The following is a 15,678-nucleotide window of genomic DNA, read 5'->3' on the forward strand; positions in this document are numbered from 1 at the left end:
TGAGCCGTCAAGGGCTCAGAGTACGGCCCGGCCCCGACAAACCGCCGGGGCTTCGGGTTCTGCCTGTGGAGCTCAGTGGAGCTCGGGGCGGATGACCTTGGTGCGGAGGATGCCCTCGTTCAGGTTGAGCTGACGGTCCAGCTCCTTCACGGTGGCGGGCTCGGCGGTCAGGTCGACCACGGCGTAGATGCCCTCGGACTTCTTGGCGATGTCGTAGGACAGGCGGCGACGGCCCCAGACGTCGACCTTCTCCACGGTGCCGCCGTCGTTGCGGACGACGGTGAGGAACTGGTCGAGCGACGGCTGCACGGTGCGCTCGTCGAGGGACGGGTCGAGAATGACCATCATCTCGTAGCGACGCATGAGTGATCCAACCTCCTCTGGACTCTTGCGGTCACGACGCCTTGCCGTGACAGGAGGACCCTGCGCCTCGCGCCGGGCGGCCAAGCCCCCGGCCCTTATCAGACGCAGTCGAATAAGGCTACCAGCCACTTGGCCGTACCCGGCCCGGAGAGTGAAACTGGAGGTCGGAGAGGGGGTAGGCGCGATGCGACACGCCATCGGCCGCAAGAGAAGGCACCCCGTTCATCTCACGCTGAACACGGACGGCAGGCCGCACCCGCGGGAGAACGCGATGACGATCGCGACGCTGGTGTGCGGCCTGGTGGCGTTCGTCACGGGCTTCATCGTGATGGCCCACATGATCGCGTCATGGGTGGGCGCGATCGGGTTCTGGGGCGGCCTGTACGCCCAGTTCGTCTCGTCGACCACCAGACAGCGGGCACTGATCATCGTGGGGATCGTGGGGTCGTTCGTCGGCGCCGCGCTGGGCATCGCGCACGGGGGCTTCTTCCCCCGCGGATTCACCCTGCGCGGCTGAAGCCCACATGACGCGGCTGAAGCCCACACGACCGAAGCCCGGGCGGTTGAGGCGTGGCCGGTCAGCCGCCGATGTGCAGATCCACGCCGAGCAGTACGAGGAACCACAGGAAGACCGCGATCAGAGCCTGGGCGACCTGCTTGAGAAGGGTGGGGGTGATGTAGTTGTGGAGCCAGGCCACGTAGAGGCCGACGAGGATGTAGATGAGAAGGATGAAGCTGCCTAAGCGATATCTCATGCTCGTCTCCTTGACGACGAAGTAGTATCGCGCGCGGGTTTCGGGGCGCGCGACACGCGACTGCCCTGGTTCGCACTTTTGAAACAGCGTGTCCTCTTGAAACGCTCTTGGAGAGCGCATAGAGTTCGCCCTCCGCGTCCGGCAGCCCCTTAACACGCAAGCGATGGTGGAGGAACGGCATGGACAGCCACAGTGGCTCCCGCCCGCGGATCGGAGCCCACGTCGACCAGGACGACCCGCTGGCGCACGCGGCGGCCCGCGACGCCGACGTGGTGCAGTTCTTCCTCGGCGACCCCCAGGGCTGGAAGGGCCCGGTGACACCCGCCACCGCCGACGCCCTGCGCGTCTCGGACGTGGACGTCTACGTGCACGCGCCGTACGTCATCAACGTCGCCACCGCGAACAACCGCATCCGCATCCCGAGCCGCAAGCTGCTCGACGCGCACCTCAAGGCCGCGGCGGCCATCGGCGCCAAGGGCCTGATCGTCCACGGCGGGCACGTCAACGCGGGCGACGACCCGCAGACCGGCTTCGACAACTGGCGCAAGGTCTTCGAGCGCACCGAGTGCCCGGTACCCGTGCTGATCGAGAACACGGCCGGCGGCGGCAACGCGATGGCGCGCAAGCTGGAGCGCATCGCCCGGCTGTGGGACGCGGTGACGGCGGGGGCGCCGGACCCCTCGGTCGTCGGCTTCTGCCTGGACACCTGTCACTTCCACGCGGGAGGCGAGGAGCTCGCCGGGCTCGTGGAGCGGGTGAAGGCGATCACGGGCCGCATCGACCTCGTGCACTGCAACGACTCGCGGGACGCGTTCGACTCCGGGGCCGACCGCCATGCCAACCTCGGCAGCGGGCAGATCGACCCCGAGTCGATCCTGGAGGTCTGCCGGGCGGCGGGGGCGCCGATCGTGGTCGAGACGCCGTTCGAGGGCCAGGCCGACGACATCGCGTTCCTGCGCAAGCACCTGTAGACACTCGCACTCGTCCACACCCTGTGGATAACTCTGCGGATTGAAACCCTCAGGAAGCGGGTACGGCCGCCCGAACGTCTTGCTCGTCCCTCACCCGCCCGGGCCTGCGCGTGGCGCGCCACAACTGCACGTACGACGTGACGGCCGCGGCCAGGAACACGAGGTTGCGCAGGACCAGCACGAGCGTCCCCGGCAGGGCGCCCGTCCAGCTGTAGTCCTGCTCCACCCAGGGATACATGATCCCCGTCAGCAGGGCGGCCACCATGACGAGCAGGGCGGCCGGCCGCTGCGTCGGGCCCGGCCCGTCGCGCCGCACCGACAGGATGACGGCGGCGATGCCGATCACCCACACGAGGTACTGCGGTGACAGCACCCGGCTGGTGGCGACCAGGAAGAGCACGGTGGTGAGGGCGGCGTCGTAGTACGACCTCGGGCTGGGGGCCGCGCGCAGCCACCACAGGCCGACCAGCGCCAGCGCCACGGGCGTGGCGGCCAGGCTCAGCATCGCCGCGACGCCCACGCCGCCGCCGACGGCCTCCATCGCGCCGTGCTGGTAGGTGGTGTAGCCGTCCCACCAGCCGAGGGCCCGGGCGAGCGCGAAGGGCGTGGCGGCCAGCGACTCGATCTGCAGCCCCCGCTCCTCCTGCGCGGTCAGGAAGTCCAGCGCGTGCGGCAGGGTCAGGGCGGCCGCGCCGCATCCCGCCACCGCGACGACGAGCGTGAGCCCCGACGCGGTCAGCAGCTCGCGCCACCGCCGCAGGCCGGCGAGCAGCGCGACCGGCCACACCTTCACGAGGAGCCCGACGCCGATGAGCGACCCGCGCACCGCCGGGTTGGCCGACGCCGTCAGCGCGAGCACCGCCACGAGCGTGACCATGAGGTCATACCGGGAGACGAGCACCGGGCCGAGCAGGGCCGCGCCTACGGTCCACGCCCACGGGCCCGTACGGCCGCCACCGCGGCGGGAGGTCGAGAACCACCAGAGCAGGAGCAGGATCGCGAGGTCGCACAGCGCCGCCAGCAGGTAGAAGGCGACGTGGTAGCCCAGCGGCAGCAAGCGGGGGGCGAGCAGCGGCAGCGCCGCGAACGGCGGATACTGCCACTTCTCGTCACCCGCGGGGAACTCCCCCTCCATCAGGACGTCGGACCAGGCGCGGTAGAGGGTGACGTCGTTCCTGAAGGCCTCGCCGTGCCCGGTCGGGATGGTCTGGGTCGCGACGAGCAGGAGGATTCCCCTGGTCGCGGCCCACACCAGCAGCAGGAGCCATGGTGGCCTCCGGCGCATCGCGTCTCCCCCGTTCGTCGCGCACACTCTCACGCGACGCTACGCGATGCCTCCGCTCGGACGGCTCCTGGCCGCGCCGCGACGGGCGCGAAATCCGATGTAAGTTTCACGCGCTCACGCCGTCTCCGGCTGCTGCCGCGCGCCCCGCGCGAGGAGCGAACGGCGCAGCACGAGACGGTCCTCGGCGTGGTCGAACACCCCGCCGGACGGGTCGTCGGCCTCCCCTTGGCGTACGACGTCGTGCTCGGGCCGCAGGATGTCGCGGACGACGAGCGCCATGAGGATGACGATGGTCAGCGCCCGGGCCCAGACCGACAGGAAGTAGGGGTCGTCGCCGATGCCCTCCCCGGCGTGGTCCGGATACTGGCTGACCAGGTAGAGCCAGATCGAGAAGAAGTACCAGCACTCGGCGACCTGCCAGGCGGCCAGCGCGCCCCACCTCGGCCTGGCCAGCACCGCGAACGGCACCAGCCACAGGACGTACTGCGGCGACCACACCTTGTTGGTGATCATGAAGGCGGCCAGGGCGAGGAAGCACAGCTGCATCAGGCGCGGCCGGCGCGGAGCGGCGAGCGCCAGCACGGCGACGCCCAGCAGCAGCACCGCCAGCGCGGCCATAGCCATGGTGTTCAGCTTCTCGGCGTCGCCGAGAAAGGCCAGGAAACCCGGCCTTTCCATGCCGAACCACTGGGTCTTCTGGAAGAAGAACCACAGCCCGCCCCAGTCGGCGCCGCGCTCGCTGCTGAACGCGTAGAACTTCTTCCAGCCCTCGAAGTTGACCAGCATGATCGGCACGTTCACCAGCAGCCACGCGGCCGCGGCCGCCGCGGCGGTCTTGAGGAACGGCACCCACTTCGCCGTCCGCACCGTGAGCAGGAACAACGCGCCGAAGAACATCAGCGGGTAGAACTTGGTGGCCACGGCGAGCGCCAGCAGCACGCCGGCGAGCCACGGCCGGTGACGGGACCAGGCCAGCAGACCGCCGAGCGCGAGGGCTCCCGCGGCCAGGTCCCAGTTGATGTACGCGCAGAGGATGACGGCCGGGCCGACGGCGTACCAGAGGGCGTCCCAGCGGCGGGCCGGCCCTGCGAGCGCGGCCGTGAGCAGCACGCCCGCGACCAGCGAGATCCCCATCAGGACCACGGTGACGTCGTAGAACACGACCCCGTCGCCGTGCGCGAGCCTGCGGGCGAACTCCATGATCCCGCCGATGCCCACCGGATATTCGACCGGGTAGTCGACGTACGGGACCTTGCCCTCGTTGAGCTTCTCCGCCCAGAACAGCGGATAGATGTCGGTGTAGCAGAAGTTCGTGAACTGCCCGACACCGCCGTTCCAGGCTCCGCCGAACCGGCAGGGATATTTCCACAGATACGCGAGAACGGCGCCGAGCCCCGCGAGAAGCCCGAGAGGCAGGTACGGCACCGCCCGCGCGGCGACCCCGGGCAGCGGGGCGGAGTCGTTCGTGGTCCGGGTCGTCATGCTCGGTATTGCACCATTCAACGCCTCGGCTTGGCGACTCCGCGCACCGAAAGGGCCCGCGGCGGAAGTCGCCGCGGGCCCCTTCAGGACACCGGATCGCGGATCAGGCGCCGCTGCCGCTCCTGCCGTTTCCTGACCCGGTCGGCATGGCGGCCGGGGGCTGGTTGATGTTCAACGGGACGTCGTCGCCCCCGGGGCCGCCGTCCTGGCCGCCCCCTCCCTGGTCGTGGCCGAGGCCGTCACCGCTGTCGCACCCCGGGCCGCCGTCGTAGCAGCCGCCGTCGTCGGGGAAGTCGGTCGGGAAGTCCGTCGGGAACCCGCCGTCGTCCGGTTCGGGCGACGGGCTCGGCGTCGGGCTCGGCACGATGTTCTCCGGACTGCCCAGCCCGGCCTTCTGCGGGAACTGCTCGACGGGCTTGCCCGCGAGCGCATCCATCATGAACGTCCGCCAGATCGTGGTCGGCGGGCCGGCGCCCTCGAAGCCCAGTGACACCTCATGCGGACGCGTGTACGGGTTGTTGGGGCCGTACTTCTTGCTCTCCTTCCCGCCCGGGGTGGTCGGGCAGTTGGAGTAGATCGGCTCCACGACCTTGCCGCTCTTGGTGACGCACTGCTCGCGGTACATGCCGACCGCGACCGACAGCTGCGGAGTGAAGCCGACGAACCAGGCTTCCTTCTCGTCATTGTTGGTGCCGGTCTTGCCCGCGGCGGGGCGGCCGATGCCCTTGCCCGCCGCCGTACCCGACTTCAGGACCTCCTCCATGGCCGCCACGGAGTCGGCCGCCGCCTCGGGCGTGATCACCTGCTTGATGTCACGCCGTTCGGTGATGACGACCGCCTTGTCCTTCCGGACCTCCTTGACGACGTGGTAGTCGACATGCTTGCCCTCGTTGGCGAAGATCGAGTAGCCGGCGGCCTGCTCGACCGGGGTGACCAGGGCGCTGCCGATGGAGAACTGGTACTGGTGCTCCTTGACGTCGTCCTCCAGCCGGGTCTTGTCGAGCCCCGCCTCCTCGGCGATCTGCTTCACCGCGGTGAGCTGCCCGACCGTGCCGTTCTCCTCGTCCAGCTTGTATGCCATGGAGGCGAAGGCCGTGTTGATCGAGTGCGAGGTCGCATAGATGGCGTTGATGGCGGCGGGCACGGAGTGGCCGTTGGTGATACCGCCCTTCGCCTGGCCCGGCAGTTCCTTGGGCACGGTCTGGTTGCCGGGCAGCCAGCTGTTCAGGCTGTACCCGGCGTCCAGCCAGGCGGCCAGCACATACGGCTTGAAGGCCGAGGCGGCCTGTTTCTTCGAGTCGAACGGCTCGTTCCAGGGGTCCTTGACGTAGTCGTTGCCGCCGTAGAACGCGAGCACGCGCCCCGTCTTGGGATCCACGGCGGCCAATCCGGCGTGGAACTCCTTCGACATGCTGGACGTGGTGGCGGTCACCGCCTTCTTGGCGGCCTGCATGAGCTTCTTGTCGAAGGTCGAGACGATCTTGTAGCCGCCGCTCCTGACCTGGTCGGGCGACAGGTTCATCCGGGTCTTCAGCTCTTGCAGCACCTGGACGATCATGTAACCCCTGAGGCCGCCGTACTCGTCCCTGGTGTTCGCCGGGACGGTCTTGGGGAACTTGGCCGTGCTCGGCAGGTTGCCGTACTTGGCGGGGTCGAGCTTCGCCATGGCGTTGACGACGTCCTTGAACCGGCTCTGCAACCGCGGGGAGTCGGCGTCCAGGGCGGGCGTCTGGATGCGCGCGGCGAGGTAGGCGCCCTGTTCCACGGTGAGCTTGTCGACGTGCTTCTTGAAGTACGCCTGCGCGGCGGCCTCGATGCCGTACGCGCGGCCGAAGGGCACCGTGTTGAGGTACTGGAGCAGGATCTGGTCCTTGGGCATCTCCTTGTCGAGCTTGACCGCGACGAAGATCTCCTTGATCTTGCGCTTGATCGACACTTCCTGGCTCAGGCCGTCGTAGTAGTTGCGGGCCATCTGCTGGGTGATGGTCGAGGCGCCCTGGAGCTGCTGGCCGGTGGCCGTCATGTAGACCGACCGGATCATGCCGGGGATCGAGATGCCGCTGTCCTCGCGGAAGGTGTTGTTCTCGATCGCGATGACGGCGTCCTGGACGTGCCGCGGCACCTTGTTGATGCTGTCCAGGATGACGCGCGGGGTGCCCACCTTTCCGATCAGCGTCTTGCCGTCGCTGTAGTAGATGGTGCTGCCCTGGGCCACTGCTTCCGCCTGGGTCGCGGTCGGCGTCGGGGTGTTGGCGTACGCCACCGCGATCATGCCGAAGAGGCCGGCGACCAGCACGGTGAAGGCCGCAACGAGGATCTTCCAGCTCGGCAGGAAGCGCTTCCAGCCCCTACGGCGCGGCTTCTCGTCGTCCTCGTCGAAGTCACGCGGATCCCGGGGGCCGCGCCCGCCGGGACCTTCCGGACCACCCGGACCACCGGGGCCTCCGGGACCGCGGCCACCCCGGCCCGGGGACCTGCGGCGGCGGCCGCCGGTCTGGATCGCCTCGGTGCTCTGCCCGTCCGCGCCCCCGCGGGCGTCGCGGCGGAGGCCGCCCGTCGGCATGCCCATCGCCTGGGTGCGCTCGTCCCCGCCGGGAACGCCGGGCCGACCGGGACCGCCTGGACCGCCGGGGCCGGCCGCGTAGCGCGGGTCACGGCCCGCCGGTGGGCGTCCGCCGCCCACCGGACCCCGGGATCCCTGCTGCGGTCCCTGCGGCGAGCCCGGAGGCACCGCGTTCATGGCGGCCGTGTCCTCGAAGGCGGCCGCCTCCCTGCGGCGCTGCTCGGGTCCTCCCTGCCGGGAGGCCCGGGGCGGCTGTGGGGCCGGTCCCCTGCCGGGCTGTCGCGGCGGGGCGGGCTCGCCATACTCGCCGTACTCGTCGGATTCCCTGGGCGAGCGACGGCGGCGCCCAGGGCGGGCTGATCCACCGGAGCCCGAGGCGTCCTCGGGACGGCCGGTCGGCTCCGGTCCGTAGCTGCTGTAAGTCACGCGTCCTCGTCAGATGGTTCGGGGAATTGATCGACGTCGGCCGGCAGGCCGGCGGGCTGGCCTCCTGGAGGTGGAGGTCGCCCTACAGAGAAGGGCCCGGGGGATCGGCTGTTCCGAGGACGAACGACACCGCCAGGTGGTTCCAGGAACAACCTTGGCAGACCTCCACCACGTAGACCCGGAATTCGCGGTATTCCCGGGCCATCGCGGTGAGCTCGGCCAGCCCTTTTGCCTGGCCGGCCACTCGTCCTAGTTCATCCCCATATACGTATGTGACGTTGGTCACGTTCCTTCGTTCGCATATGGGGCACATGCGACTCGTCGGCTCTCCGTGGAACCGAGCCGCGCGCAGCAGGTATGGCTGGGCGTCACACACGTCCCGCGCCCGCATGCGGCCGGAGCGGACGGACTGTACGGCCGCCCGCTTAGCGAGGCCGTAGTCCACGACCGACCGCTGTGACCACATGTGGCCAGATTACGACCCTTTGCCAAATCTTGCCCAACCGTTGACCCGTTGCCATATATGACACCCCGACGTATCCTGCGGATGTATCGAGTCGATACATCGGTCGGACACAGGAGGTGGTTCCAGTGACGGGCTCTCGTGGAGGTGTGCTGGAGCTCGCCGTCCTGGGATCGCTGCACGAAACGCCCTTGCACGGATACGAGCTGCGCAAACGGCTCAACACGCTGCTCGGCATGTTCCGTGCGTTCTCCTACGGCTCGCTGTATCCCTGCCTCAGGGGTCTGCTCAACGAAGGCCTCATCGCCGAGGAAGAGCCTCCTGAGGACACGGTTCTCGGCCGCAGGTCGAAGATCGTCTACAAGATCACGGCGGAGGGCAAGGAGCGGTTGCAGGAGCTGCTCAGCCAGTCGGGCCCGTCCTCCTGGGAGGACGAGAGCTTCGGCATCCACTTCGCCTTCTTCCGTCACACGGAGGCGGAGGTGCGGCTCCGTATCCTGGAGGGCCGCCGCAGCCGCCTGGAAGAACGCCTCGACCGCGTCCGTGAGGCTCTCGCCCGTACGAGAGAGCGGCTGGACAGTTACACGCTTGAGCTCCAGCGCCACGGGCTGGAGTCGGTCGAGCGCGAGGTCCGCTGGCTGAACGAGCTGATCGACTCGGAACGGCGGAGCCGTTCGGCTCCCGGCGAGGGGGATCACCCCCCGGATCTCGCGCAAGCCGTACAGGAAGAGACCCAGAGGGCGGACACGCCCGAGGCAGATAGGTAAAGGAGCGAGTGCTATGGGTTCGGTGCGCGTAGCCATCGTCGGTGTGGGCAACTGCGCCTCATCGCTGGTGCAGGGCGTCCACTACTACAAGGACGCGGATCCGGGCAGCCGTGTGCCGGGCCTGATGCACGTGCGGTTCGGCGACTACCACGTCGGTGACGTGGAGTTCGTCGCGGCCTTCGACGTGGACGCCAAGAAGGTCGGCCGCGACCTGTCGGAGGCCATCGTCGCCTCCGAGAACAACACCATCAAGATCTGCGACGTGCCGCCGCTCGGCGTCACCGTGCAGCGCGGCCCGACCTTCGACGGGCTGGGCACGTACTACCGCGAGATCATCGAGGAGTCGGACGAGCAGCCGGTCGACGTCGTCCAGGCGTTGAAGGACGCCCGGGTCGACGTCCTGGTGTCCTACCTCCCGGTGGGCTCGGAGGAGGCCGACCGCTTCTACGCGCAGTGCGCGATCGACGCCAAGGTGGCCTTCGTCAACGCGCTGCCGGTCTTCATCGCCTCCGACCCCGAGTGGGCCGCGAAGTTCACCGAGGCCGGCGTCCCGATCGTGGGCGACGACATCAAGTCGCAGGTCGGCGCCACGATCACGCACCGGGTGCTGGCCAAGCTGTTCGAGGACCGCGGGGTCGAGCTGCTGCGCACCTACCAGCTCAACTTCGGCGGCAACATGGACTTCATGAACATGCTGGAGCGCACCCGCCTCCAGTCCAAGAAGATCTCCAAGACCCAGTCGGTCACGTCGCAGATCCCGCACGAGATGGCCAAGGCCGACGTCCACATCGGCCCGTCCGACCACGTCCCGTGGCTGGACGACCGCAAGTGGGCCTACGTCCGCCTCGAGGGCAGGTCGTTCGGCGACACCCCGCTCAACCTGGAGTACAAGCTCGAGGTCTGGGACTCGCCCAACTCGGCCGGCATCATCATCGACGCGGTCCGCGCGGCCAAGATCGCTCTCGACCGGGGCATCGGCGGCCCGCTGCTGTCGCCCTCGTCCTACTTCATGAAGTCGCCGCCGGAGCAGTACTCCGACGACGACGCCCGCGAGGCCGTCGAGAAGTTCATCCGCGGCGAGGTCGAGAGCTGACGTCCGTCGTCCACCGCGTGTCCCGCCCCGGCTCCGCTCGATCGGACCGGGGCGGTCCCGTGTCCCGGGGTCTCCGGCGCGTCTCAGCCTGTCTCAGTTGTTCGAGGTGAGCGGGCGCGCGGCCGGCGGCAGGGCCGCGGCGTCGGCCACCGGCCAGGTCAGCGGGTCCGGCCCGAGCGCGACGAGCTGGGGCACCTGCTCCCGGGCCCAGGGCGAGATGTCCAGCTCCCCGCTCATCACCTCGGCGGCGAAGCGCGTCCAGGGCTCCCACCGGACCTCGCCCACCTCCTCGGCGTTGGGCGCGGCCTCTTCGGTCACCACGGCCCGGTAGACCGGGCACAGCTCGTTCTCCACCGTGCCGTTGTCCATCACGGCCCGGTAGGAGAAGCCCGGCAGGATCAGGTCGACGGACTCGACGGCCAGGCCCAGCTCGAACCCGAGGCGGCGGATCACCGCCGACGACGTCGACTCGCCCGGCAGCGGGTGCCCGCAGCAGCTGTTGGTCCACGCGTCGGGCCAGGTCAGCTTCGAGCCCGCCCGCCGCGACAGCAGCACGCGCCCCCGGTGGTCGAAGACGTAGCTGGAGAACGCCAGATGCAGCGGCGTGTCGGCGCCGTGGACGGTGGACTTGGGAGCGGTGCCGATCGGGTTGCCCTCGCCGTCGACCAGCACGACATGTTCCTGTGAAGTCACTCTGCGAGAGTACGTGATCACCTTGATGCGAGTGAGACGTAGGGGGCTTTATCAGGGTTGATCCTGATGCCCGGACGTGATCGTCCGCGTAGGCTGTCGCCGTGTCCTACGTCTCCGATCTGCGGGTGGTCCTGCAGAGCCGAAACTTCCGGCGGCTTTTCGCCACGCGGCTCGTCTCGCAGTTCTCGGACGGGATCTTCCAGCTCGCCGTCGGCGGCTACGCGGTCTTCAGCCCGGAACGGCAGGCGAGCGCGACCGCCATCGCGGCGGGCCTCGCGGTGCTGCTCCTTCCCTACAGCGTCCTCGGGCCCTTCGTCGGGGTGTTCATCGACCGCTGGTCACGGCGGCAGATCCTCGTCATCGCGCCGATCGTGCGGGGGGTGCTGCTGGTGCTGGCCGCCTGCCTCGTCGCGGCGGGGGCCTCCGACGGCGTCTTCTACGCGGCGGCGCTCGCCGTCCTCGCGGTCAACCGCTTCTTCCTGTCGGCGCTCAGCGCGTCGCTGCCCCATGTCGTGCCGTCGGAGCACCTGATGATGGCCAACGCGGTCACGCCCACCTCGGGCACGGTGGCGACGTTCGTCGGGGCGGGCGCCGGCATCGCGCTCCGCATGACCGCCGGATCGGACGACAAGGGTGTGGCCGTGCTGCTGGTCTGCTCCGGACTCGTCTTCGGCCTGAGCGCGCTGATCGCGCGGACGATGGAGCGCTCCCTGCTCGGCCCCGCGTACGACCCGGAGCGCCCGCAGGCCCGCGAGGCAGTACGGCACGTGCTCGCCGGCCTGGTGGACGGTGCCCGGCACATCGCGCACCGGCGCTCCGCGGCGGCGGCCCTCGGCGGCATCGCGACGCACCGCCTCATGTTCGGCATCTCGACCGCGGCGGTGGCGATGCTCTACCGCTACCACTTCACGACCGACCCCGACGACGCGCTGCGGGGCATCGCGCTCGTGCTGGGCGCCGTCGGCGCGGGGAGCTTCGCCGCGGTGGTCGTCACCCCGTGGGCCACCGATCGGATCCGCATCGAGATCTGGGTCCCGATGATGCTCGTGACCTGCGGAGTCCTGGAGTTCGCGCTGTGCGCGACGTTCCAGGAGTGGGCGTTCTTCGCCGCGGGCCTGGTGATCGGCGTCGCGGGACAGAGCGTGAAGATCTGCGCGGACACCGTCGTGCAGCGCGACGTCGAGGACGCCTATCTCGGGCGCGCCTTCTCCGTGTACGACATGCTGTTCAACGTCATGACGGTCCTCGGCGCGGTGCTGGCGGCGGCGCTGCTGCCGCCCGACGGCAAGTCCTATCTCGCGCTCGCCGTGATCGGCGTCGGCTACCTGCTGGGCGCGGTGGTGTACCGGCTGATCCTGCCCTCCGCCGTACGCAGGCCGCCGGTCCCCGCCGCCGACTGACGTCCGCCGACCGGCTCAGAGCGCCGCCGTGGCGGCGACCATGGCACCGGTGATGCGGGCGACGTCCTCGGGCGTGCAGGCGTAGGGCGGCATCGTGTAGATCAGGCTGCCGAAGGGCCGCAGCCACACGCCGTGCTCCATCACGATGTCCTGAATTTTCGCGACATCGACGGGCTGGTCGGTCTCGATCACTCCGATCGCGCCCAGCACCCGTACGTCCCGTACGCCGGGGGCGTCCGCGGCCGGGGCGAGACCGTCGAGCAGGGCGGCCTCGATGCGCGCGACCTCCTCCCGCCAGGGCCGCTCGGCGAGCAGGTCGAGCGAGGCGCCGGCCACGGCGCAGGCGAGCGGGTTGCCCATGTAGGTCGGGCCGTGCATCAGCACACCGATGCGGTCGGCCACCCGCGCGGTGCACAGCGTGGCGGCCAGCGTCATGTAACCGCCGGTGAGCGCCTTGCCCACGCACATGATGTCCGGCCTGATCCCGGCGTGGTCGCAGCCGAACATCTCCCCCGTACGGCCGAAGCCGGTGGCGATCTCGTCGGCGATCAGCAGGATGCCGTGCTCGTCGGCCAGGTCGCGCAGCCGCCGCAAGTAGGCCGGGTGGGAGAACCGCATGCCGCCGGCGCCCTGCACCACGGGCTCCACGATGATCGCGGCCAGCCGGTCCGCGTTGGCCTCGACGGCCGCGGTCAGCTCCGCGAGATACGCCTCGTCGGGACCTGCCGCCGAAGGGACCGGGCGGCGGCCGTAGTCGTGCGGCGGCATCGGCGCGAAGACGTGCCGCGGGAGCATCCCGGTGAACAGGTGGTGCATGCCGTTGACCGGGTCGCAGACCGACATCGCGGCGAACGTGTCGCCGTGGTAGCCGCCCCGCACGGTCAGCAGGGTCGAGCGCCCGCTGTACTGGACCGCCATCTTGATCGCGACCTCGACCGCCACCGAGCCCGAGTCGGCGAGGAAGACGCGGTCGAGCCCGGTCATCCCGGCCAGCCGGTGCGCGAGCCGTACGGCGGGCTCGTGGGTCAGGCCGCCGAACATGACGTGCGCCATGTCGTCGATCTGGTCGCGCGCGGCCTGGTTGAGCCGGGGGTGGTTGTGGCCGTGGACGGCCGCCCACCAGGAGGCCATGCCGTCGATCAGCTCACGGCCGTCGCCGAGCGTGATCCGCACGCCGTCCGCCCGGCGGACGACGTGCACGGGCACCCCCGACGGCACGGCCGTGTACGGGTGCCAGACGTGCTCCCGATCGAGCCGGAGGACCTCCCCGGCGTCCACCTACGAGACGATCCCGTTGTCGTGCGCCCAGGCGAGCAGGGCCTGCCGCGCGGCGTCCTTGCCGATCATGCCCTGGTCCATGCGGACCTCCAGCATGTGCTTGTAGGCCCTGCCGACGACCGGCCCAGGCGGCACGCCGAGGATCTCCTGGATCTCGTTGCCGTCCAGCTCGGGCCGGATCTTGGCCAGCTCCTCCTCCTCGGCCAGCCGGGCGATGCGCTCCTCCAGCTGGTCGTAGGTGCGCGACAGGGCCTGCGCCTTGCGCTTGTTGCGGGTGGTGCAGTCGGCCCTGGTCAGCTTGTGCAGGCGTTCGAGGAGGTGTCCCCCGTCGCGGACGTAGCGGCGCACGGCGCTGTCGGTCCACTCCCCCGTCCCGTAGCCGTGGAAGCGCAGGTGCAGCTCCACGAGCCTGGACACGTCGGACACCACGTCCTTGGGGAACTTGAGCTCGGTGAGCCGCTTCTTGGCCATCTGCGCGCCGACGACCTCGTGGTGGTGGAACGACACCCGGCCGCCGGGCTCGTTGCGCCGCGTCTTCGGCTTGCCGATGTCGTGCAGCAGGGCCGCCCACCGCAGCACCCGGTCGGGGCCGGCCGTCTCCAGCCCGATGGCCTGCTCCAGCACGATCAGCGTGTGCTCGTAGACGTCCTTGTGCCGGTGGTGCTCGTCGATCTCCAGCCGCAGCTTGGGCAGCTCGGGCAGGACGTGGGCGGCGAGCCCGGTCTCCACCAGCAGCGCCAGCCCGGCCCTCGGGTGCGCGCCGAGGATCAGCTTGTCGAGCTCGTCGCGGATGCGCTCGGCCGAGACGATCTCGATGCGGCCGGACATCGCGGTCATGGCCTCGACGACCTCGGGGGCCACGGTGAACCCGAGCTGGCCCGCGAACCTGGCCGCCCGCAGCATCCGCAGCGGGTCGTCGTCGAACGACTGCTCGGGCCTGCCCGGCGTCCGCAGCGTCGCGGCGGCGAGGTCCGGCAGCCCGCCGTACGGGTCGACGAACTCGTGGCCGGGCAGGCGGACGGCCATGGCGTTGACCGCGAAGTCGCGCCGGGCGAGGTCGCCGTCGAGCGAGTCGCCGTACATCACCTCGGGCTTGCGCGAGGCGGGGTCGTACGACTCGCTGCGGTAGGTGGTGATCTCCAGCAGCCAACCGCCCTTGCGCACGCCGACCGTGCCGAAGTCGATCCCGATCGTCCAGACGGCGTCCGCCCAGTCCTTGACGATCTCCAGCACCCGCTCGGGGCGGGCGTCCGTGGTCAGGTCGAGGTCCTTGCTCGCACGGCCGAGGAGGACGTCGCGGACGGAACCGCCGACCAGGGCCAGCTCGTGCCCCCGGGCCGAGAACAGCTCACCGAGCTCGTCGGCGACCGGGGCGATCCGGCGGAACAGTTCGTTCACGGCGCGCTGCTGGCTGTCGCTCAGATTTGAAACGGACAAGGCTGGGTAGGTCCTTCGGTCACGGAACAGAAACTCTCCCCCGATGGCCCAGGTGTTCGGGTGTCACCCAGGGGAGACACACCTAGCGATCACCAGGCCACGGACGGTTCGGGGGCGCTGGACGACGCAAGGAGCACACGAGATGAAAGACGCTCTCGCGATTCACCGCTGGCTCCTCGCCCACCAGATCCACCATGAGATCGTACGTCTTCCGCGCCCGTTGACATGCTCGGACGAGCTTCCCGAGGTGCTGGGGGTCACTCCCGAGACGTGCCTGTGCGTGTCGCTGTTCGAGGTGTCGGCGCGTGGGCGGACACACGAGGTGGCCGTGGTGAGCGCGGTGAACTCCTGTCCCGGGCCGGCGGAGGTGGGCGCCGTCCTGCGCGCACACAGGGTAACCCCCGCGTCCGCCTTCACCGTGAACTCCGCGACCGATTACGCGCACGGCCTGGTCTGCCCGCTGCTGCTGCCCGACGATCTGACCGTCCTGGTGGACCAGCGCCTGATGGAGCGCATCGATCCCGACGAGGTCGTCCACACCGCGACCGGCGAGCGCCGCACCGCGTTGCGAGTGCGTGCCATCCACCTGTTCGACCTGGTGGCGGGCAAGCCCGTCGATCTGACCACCGCCCACAGGAGGGGTCTCGCGAGCCTCGTGAGTCCTATGCGGACCGCGTAGCCAATAGCATTCTGGACGTGCGC

General features: G+C 69.8%; 15 protein-coding genes. 6 read left to right on the plus strand and 9 right to left on the minus strand.

Features of this window, described 5'->3' with window-relative positions:
* Positions 1-72: 72 nt before the first annotated feature.
* The gene (gene rpsF, locus FLW16_RS33225; RefSeq protein ID WP_030508619.1) at positions 73-363 is read right to left on the minus strand and encodes a 30S ribosomal protein S6; all 291 of its coding nucleotides are present in this window, start codon (positions 361-363) and stop codon (positions 73-75) included.
* A gap of 271 nt (positions 364-634) precedes the next feature.
* Between rpsF and FLW16_RS33230 the strand changes: the two genes are divergently transcribed.
* Positions 635-880: a hypothetical protein gene (locus FLW16_RS33230; RefSeq protein WP_260615843.1), complete on the plus strand. Its 246-nt coding sequence runs from the start codon at positions 635-637 to the stop codon at positions 878-880.
* A 61-nt stretch (positions 881-941) separates the two neighbouring features.
* Here FLW16_RS33230 and FLW16_RS44060 read toward each other — a convergent pair whose 3' ends face one another.
* Positions 942-1,118, minus strand: a complete 177-nt coding sequence (locus FLW16_RS44060) for a hypothetical protein (protein ID WP_179155065.1) — start codon at positions 1,116-1,118, stop codon at positions 942-944.
* A 179-nt stretch (positions 1,119-1,297) separates the two neighbouring features.
* Between FLW16_RS44060 and FLW16_RS33235 the strand changes: the two genes are divergently transcribed.
* Positions 1,298-2,089: a deoxyribonuclease IV gene (locus FLW16_RS33235; protein ID WP_142564148.1), complete on the plus strand. Its 792-nt coding sequence runs from the start codon at positions 1,298-1,300 to the stop codon at positions 2,087-2,089.
* Between the two features lie 49 nt (positions 2,090-2,138).
* Here FLW16_RS33235 and FLW16_RS33240 read toward each other — a convergent pair whose 3' ends face one another.
* The 4 genes from FLW16_RS33240 to FLW16_RS33255 form a co-directional block, all read right to left on the minus strand.
* A complete protein-coding gene (locus FLW16_RS33240) occupies positions 2,139-3,374 on the minus strand; it encodes a glycosyltransferase 87 family protein (protein ID WP_142564150.1) in 1,236 nt (411 codons plus the stop codon).
* A 114-nt stretch (positions 3,375-3,488) separates the two neighbouring features.
* On the minus strand, positions 3,489-4,856 hold the full coding sequence (locus FLW16_RS33245; RefSeq protein ID WP_142564152.1) for a glycosyltransferase family 87 protein: 1,368 nt from the start codon (positions 4,854-4,856) through the stop codon (positions 3,489-3,491).
* 103 nt (positions 4,857-4,959) lie between these two features.
* Positions 4,960-7,845 carry a transglycosylase domain-containing protein gene (locus tag FLW16_RS33250; RefSeq protein WP_142564154.1) on the minus strand — a complete coding sequence of 962 codons (2,886 nt, stop codon included), beginning with the start codon at positions 7,843-7,845 and terminating at the stop codon, positions 4,960-4,962.
* 82 nt (positions 7,846-7,927) lie between these two features.
* Positions 7,928-8,311, minus strand: coding sequence for a DUF5318 family protein (locus FLW16_RS33255; protein ID WP_142564157.1), 384 nt, complete (start codon positions 8,309-8,311; stop codon positions 7,928-7,930).
* A gap of 125 nt (positions 8,312-8,436) precedes the next feature.
* Between FLW16_RS33255 and FLW16_RS33260 the strand changes: the two genes are divergently transcribed.
* Both FLW16_RS33260 and FLW16_RS33265 read left to right on the plus strand, forming a co-directional pair.
* Positions 8,437-9,075, plus strand: a complete 639-nt coding sequence (locus tag FLW16_RS33260; RefSeq protein WP_142564159.1) for a PadR family transcriptional regulator — start codon at positions 8,437-8,439, stop codon at positions 9,073-9,075.
* A gap of 13 nt (positions 9,076-9,088) precedes the next feature.
* Positions 9,089-10,168, plus strand: coding sequence for an inositol-3-phosphate synthase (locus FLW16_RS33265; RefSeq protein ID WP_142564161.1), 1,080 nt, complete (start codon positions 9,089-9,091; stop codon positions 10,166-10,168).
* 93 nt (positions 10,169-10,261) lie between these two features.
* Here FLW16_RS33265 and idi read toward each other — a convergent pair whose 3' ends face one another.
* A complete protein-coding gene (idi, locus tag FLW16_RS33270; RefSeq protein ID WP_142564162.1) occupies positions 10,262-10,861 on the minus strand; it encodes an isopentenyl-diphosphate Delta-isomerase in 600 nt (199 codons plus the stop codon).
* A gap of 101 nt (positions 10,862-10,962) precedes the next feature.
* Here idi and FLW16_RS33275 point away from each other — a divergent pair, with 101 nt between their 5' ends.
* Positions 10,963-12,261 (plus strand): MFS transporter, encoded by a 1,299-nt coding sequence (locus tag FLW16_RS33275; protein WP_142564164.1) that lies wholly within the window; start codon positions 10,963-10,965, stop codon positions 12,259-12,261.
* Positions 12,262-12,276: 15 nt separating this feature from the next.
* On the opposite strand, the gene FLW16_RS33280 is transcribed toward FLW16_RS33275, so the two are convergent.
* Positions 12,277-13,539: an adenosylmethionine--8-amino-7-oxononanoate transaminase gene (locus FLW16_RS33280; protein ID WP_142564166.1), complete on the minus strand. Its 1,263-nt coding sequence runs from the start codon at positions 13,537-13,539 to the stop codon at positions 12,277-12,279.
* Positions 13,540-14,976 (minus strand): CCA tRNA nucleotidyltransferase, encoded by a 1,437-nt coding sequence (locus FLW16_RS33285; protein ID WP_142564168.1) that lies wholly within the window; start codon positions 14,974-14,976, stop codon positions 13,540-13,542.
* Between the two features lie 142 nt (positions 14,977-15,118).
* Here FLW16_RS33285 and FLW16_RS33290 point away from each other — a divergent pair, with 142 nt between their 5' ends.
* A complete protein-coding gene (locus FLW16_RS33290) occupies positions 15,119-15,655 on the plus strand; it encodes an aminoacyl-tRNA deacylase (RefSeq protein WP_142564170.1) in 537 nt (178 codons plus the stop codon).
* The last annotated feature ends 23 nt before the right edge of the window (positions 15,656-15,678 follow it).

It is taken from the genome of Microbispora sp. KK1-11, from assembly GCF_006874435.1.
GTDB lineage: Bacteria > Actinomycetota > Actinomycetes > Streptosporangiales > Streptosporangiaceae > Microbispora > Microbispora catharanthi.

Coding starts and splice junctions, on each gene's coding strand:
- FLW16_RS33290 (WP_142564170.1), top strand. CDS start 15,119: ATGAAAGACGCTCTCGCGATTCACCGCTGGCTCCTCGCCCACCAGATC.
- FLW16_RS44060 (WP_179155065.1), bottom strand. CDS start 1,118: ATGAGATATCGCTTAGGCAGCTTCATCCTTCTCATCTACATCCTCGTC.
- FLW16_RS33230 (WP_260615843.1), top strand. CDS start 635: ATGACGATCGCGACGCTGGTGTGCGGCCTGGTGGCGTTCGTCACGGGC.
- rpsF (WP_030508619.1), bottom strand. CDS start 363: ATGCGTCGCTACGAGATGATGGTCATTCTCGACCCGTCCCTCGACGAG.
- FLW16_RS33265 (WP_142564161.1), top strand. CDS start 9,089: ATGGGTTCGGTGCGCGTAGCCATCGTCGGTGTGGGCAACTGCGCCTCA.
- FLW16_RS33235 (WP_142564148.1), top strand. CDS start 1,298: ATGGACAGCCACAGTGGCTCCCGCCCGCGGATCGGAGCCCACGTCGAC.
- FLW16_RS33240 (WP_142564150.1), bottom strand. CDS start 3,374: ATGCGCCGGAGGCCACCATGGCTCCTGCTGCTGGTGTGGGCCGCGACC.
- FLW16_RS33255 (WP_142564157.1), bottom strand. CDS start 8,311: ATGTGGTCACAGCGGTCGGTCGTGGACTACGGCCTCGCTAAGCGGGCG.
- FLW16_RS33245 (WP_142564152.1), bottom strand. CDS start 4,856: ATGACGACCCGGACCACGAACGACTCCGCCCCGCTGCCCGGGGTCGCC.